Annotated in this window: 4 protein-coding genes and 1 pseudogene; all 5 read right to left on the bottom strand. The window is 67.8% G+C overall.

The annotated features are described in order from the left end of the window. Positions 1 to 175 (bottom strand): annotated as a pseudogene (locus WC493_RS22315) (conjugal transfer protein); the annotation flags it as partial. After that, on the bottom strand, positions 175 to 486 hold the full coding sequence (locus WC493_RS22310; protein ID WP_370466019.1) for a TrbC/VirB2 family protein: 312 nt from the start codon (positions 484 to 486) through the stop codon (positions 175 to 177). The gene WC493_RS22310 and the pseudogene WC493_RS22315, both read right to left, overlap by 1 nt. A 17-nt stretch (positions 487 to 503) precedes the next feature. Continuing rightward, positions 504 to 1,535 (bottom strand): P-type conjugative transfer ATPase TrbB, encoded by a 1,032-nt coding sequence (gene trbB / locus WC493_RS22305; RefSeq protein WP_102114759.1) that lies wholly within the window; start codon positions 1,533 to 1,535, stop codon positions 504 to 506. Positions 1,536 to 1,704: 169 nt separating this feature from the next. After that, positions 1,705 to 2,142, bottom strand: a complete 438-nt coding sequence (locus WC493_RS22300) for a ribbon-helix-helix protein, CopG family (protein WP_102114760.1) — start codon at positions 2,140 to 2,142, stop codon at positions 1,705 to 1,707. Between the two features lie 11 nt (positions 2,143 to 2,153). After that, on the bottom strand, positions 2,154 to 3,617 hold a 1,464-nt coding region (traG, locus tag WC493_RS22295; protein WP_373068671.1), incomplete at its 5' end, for an IncP-type conjugal transfer protein TraG.

Genomic DNA, 3,617 nt, shown 5'->3' with positions numbered 1-3,617 from the left:
TGGCCCAGATCACGATGCCGGCCAGCCAGAGGCGCAGACCCAGGCCGAGCGCGCCGGCCAGCGTGCCGTTCATGATGGCGATGGCGCGCGGAGCGCCGCCGAGCAGGATCGGCTCGCACAGCGCCCGGTGAACCGGCACGGTGAAGCCCGGCACGTCGTCGGCCGCGCCCAGCATCAGACCAGCGCTCCGCCGCCGAAGGAGAAGAACGACAGGAAGAAGCTCGAGGCGGCGAAGGCGATCGACAGGCCGAACACGATCTGGATCAGGCGGCGAAAGCCGCCGGACGTGTCGCCGAAGGCCAGCGTCAGGCCGGTCATGATAATGATGATGACCGCGATGATCTTGGCGACCGGACCTTCGATCGACTCCAGGATGGATTGCAGCGGCGCTTCCCACGGCATCGACGAGCCGGAGGCGTGGGCGGGAGCCGCCATCACCACGGAGAGCGTGGCGATGGATAGCGCCGCGACGAGGCGTGGACGGATTTGGTGCAGGCGTTGGATCACAGGGCTTCTCCTTCGGGGCTGGCGGGGATGAGAGAGGGCGCGGGGCCGCCGTTCGCGCAGGCGGGGGGGCTGACGGCAGGCGCGACGCGGTAATCGCCGTCTGGGCCGAGGCCCTCGACGCGGACGAGTTCGGAGAGACGGCGTGCGGGGCCGCGGCCCGAGAGCACGGCCACGAGGTCGATCGTCTCGGCGATCAGCGCGCGCGGGACGGTGACGACGGCTTCCTGGATGAGCTGTTCCATGCGCCGCAGCGCGCCGATGGCGCTGCCGGCGTGGATCGTGCCGACGCCGCCGGGATGGCCGGTGCCCCAGGCTTTGAGGAGATCGAGCGCTTCGGCGCCGCGCACCTCGCCGATCGGGATGCGGTCGGGGCGCAGGCGAAGCGAGGAGCGGACGAGATCGGAGAGCGAGGCGACGCCATCCTTCGTCCGCATGGCGACGAGGTTGGGCGCAGCGCATTGCAGCTCGCGCGTGTCCTCGATGATGACGACGCGATCGGCGGTCTTCGCCATTTCGGCGAGCAGCGCATTGGTGAGCGTCGTCTTGCCGGTCGAGGTGCCGCCCGCGACGAGGATGTTGGCGCGGGCGGCGACGCCCTGGCGCAGCGCCTCGGCCTGCGCGGCGGACATGATCCCGGCGCTCACATAGTCGTCGAGGCCGAACACGGCGACGGCGGGCTTCCTGATGGCGAAGGCCGGGGCCGCCACCACGGGCGGCAGCAGGCCCTCGAACCGCTCCCCCGTCTCGGGCAACTCGGCCGAGACGCGCGGGCTGCCGGCATGGACTTCGGCGCCAACATGGTGCGCGACCAGGCGCACGATGCGCTCGCCATCGGCGGGCGAGAGGCGCTCACCCGTGTCGGCCAGCCCTTCCGAGAGCCGGTCGATCCAGATGCGCCCGTCGGGATTGAGCATCACCTCGACGACGGAGGCGTCTTCCATGAAGCGGGCGATGGCGGGGCCGAGCGCGGTGCGCAGCATCCGCGCCCCGCGCGCCAGTCCTTCCGAATTGTTCTGTGAAATCGCCATCCGATCCCCGATCCAGCCGGGGAGAGATCAGACGGTCCCCGGACGGGGATGATTAAAAGAGCCAGAAATCAGGCCGGCTCAACAAGGATTTGCGAGAGTAGTAGCGTAGCGCGCAAATACAGGAGAACGGCGGTGTTGAGTAAAATCTCGCCGACCTCATCGGCGTCCCTTACTCCGGGTCGGCGGTTTTGCTGCGTTGTGAGTCGATGTCGCGCGACAGGTCTCTGAGGAAGCGATCCCCGGTCGCCAGTTTCCGGCCGAGAGTTTGCAGGAAGCTCTCGAACCGCTCCACGCCCTTGGCCCGCGCCGACGCCTGCGCGCTGTCGGACAATGGCGGGGTGATGGTCAGCCAGAAGCGGATGAACAGCGACAGCGTCTCGCCGAGAATGGCCAGGTCTTCGTCCATGCCATCGATCTGGCGGCCAAGCCGGTCCATGCGGTGCGCGAAGACGGCCTCCAATCGCTCCGATGCGTCAGCCGACAGGAAGGAGGCGACGGCGGCTTCGATGACGGCGGATTTGGAGACGCGGCGCCGGAGCGCCAGCGCCTCGACCTTTTTCAGAAGCTCCGGCTCGAAATAGACGTTCATGCGGGTCTTGGTCTGCATGGCCAGTCACCTCACAACTCGACGCCATCGGCCGGGTCCATCGTCGCCTGCCGGGCGATGGACCCGGCTCGCAGGCGGAGATTGCGGGCCTTGGCGGCATCGAGGTCCGGTTCGTCGTCGAGCAGGTCGAACTCTCCGAGCGCCGGGCGCTCGGGCGGCGCGATTTCCTCATGTTCTGGCAATTCCGGCTCGCGGCGGATGCCGGCGTTGGCGGGATCGGCGGTCATGCCGGCTGCGCTCCCCGGCGTCGCGCCTGCGGATGCGGCCGGGATCGCCAAGGCGGACCAATCGTCGGCGGGGGGCTTCGCCGACGCTTTCGCGCCTGCGGGTTTCGGCGGCGGCAGGATACGTTCGCGGAACCGCGCATCCTCGTAGTAGCGGGCCTTCTTCGCGCGCACCGGAGGCACGCCCGCGACCAGGAGCAATTCATCGGCGGGCGGGAGCTGCATCACCTCGCCGGGGGTGAGCAACGGCCGGGCCGTCTCCTGCCGCGACACCATCAGATGCCCCAGCCAGGGCGAAAGCCGGTGGCCGGCATAGTTGGTGGAATCGCGCATCTCGGTCGCGGTGCCGAGCGCGTCCGACACTCGCTTGGCGGTGCGCTCGTCATTGGTGGCGAAGGCGACGCGCACATGGCAGTTGTCGAGCACGCTATTGTTCGCGCCATACGCCTTTTCGATCTGGTTGAGGCTCTGCGCGATCAGGAAGGACTTGATGCCGTAGCCCGCCATGAAGGCCAGGGCGGACTCGAAGAAATCGAGCCGGCCGAGCGCCGGAAACTCGTCCAGCATCAACAGCAGCCGATGACGATTGGCCGAGGTCTTCAGGTCTTCGGTCAACCGCCGCCCGACCTGATTGAGCAGCAGGCGGATCAGAGGTTTGGTGCGGTTGATGTCGCTCGGCGGGACGACGAGATAGAGGCTGACGGGTCTGTCTCCCGCAACGAGATCGGCGATGCGCCAATCGCAGCGCGCCGTCACCTTCGCCACGACGGGATCGCGGTAGAGGCCGAGGAAGGACATGGCGGTCGAAAGCACGCCAGAGCGTTCGTTGTCGCTCTTGTTCAGCAGTTCGCGGGCCGATGACGCGATGACGGGATGGACGCCGGCTTCGCCCAGATGCGGCGTGTTCATCATGGCGCGCAGCGTCGCCTCGACGGGACGCTTCGGATCGGAAAGGAAGTTGGCGACGCCGGCGAGCGTCTTGTCGGGTTCCGCGTAGAGAACATGGAGGATCGCGCCGACCAGCAGCGAATGGCTGGTTTTTTCCCAATGGTTGCGCTTCTCGAGCGCGCCTTCGGGGTCGACGAGAATGTCGGCGATGTTCTGCACGTCGCGGACTTCCTTGTCGCCGCGCCGCACCTCGAGCAGCGGATTGTAGGCCGACGACGCCGGGTCAGTGGGATCGAACAGCAGCACGCGGCCATGCCGGAACCGGAAGCCGGCGGTTAGGCCCCAATTTTCGCCCTTGATGTC

The organism is Zavarzinia sp. (assembly GCF_041650655.1).
GTDB lineage: Bacteria > Pseudomonadota > Alphaproteobacteria > Zavarziniales > Zavarziniaceae > Zavarzinia.
Note: the sequence above shows the minus strand (reverse complement) of the source record. Positions and strands in the feature narration are given on the sequence as shown.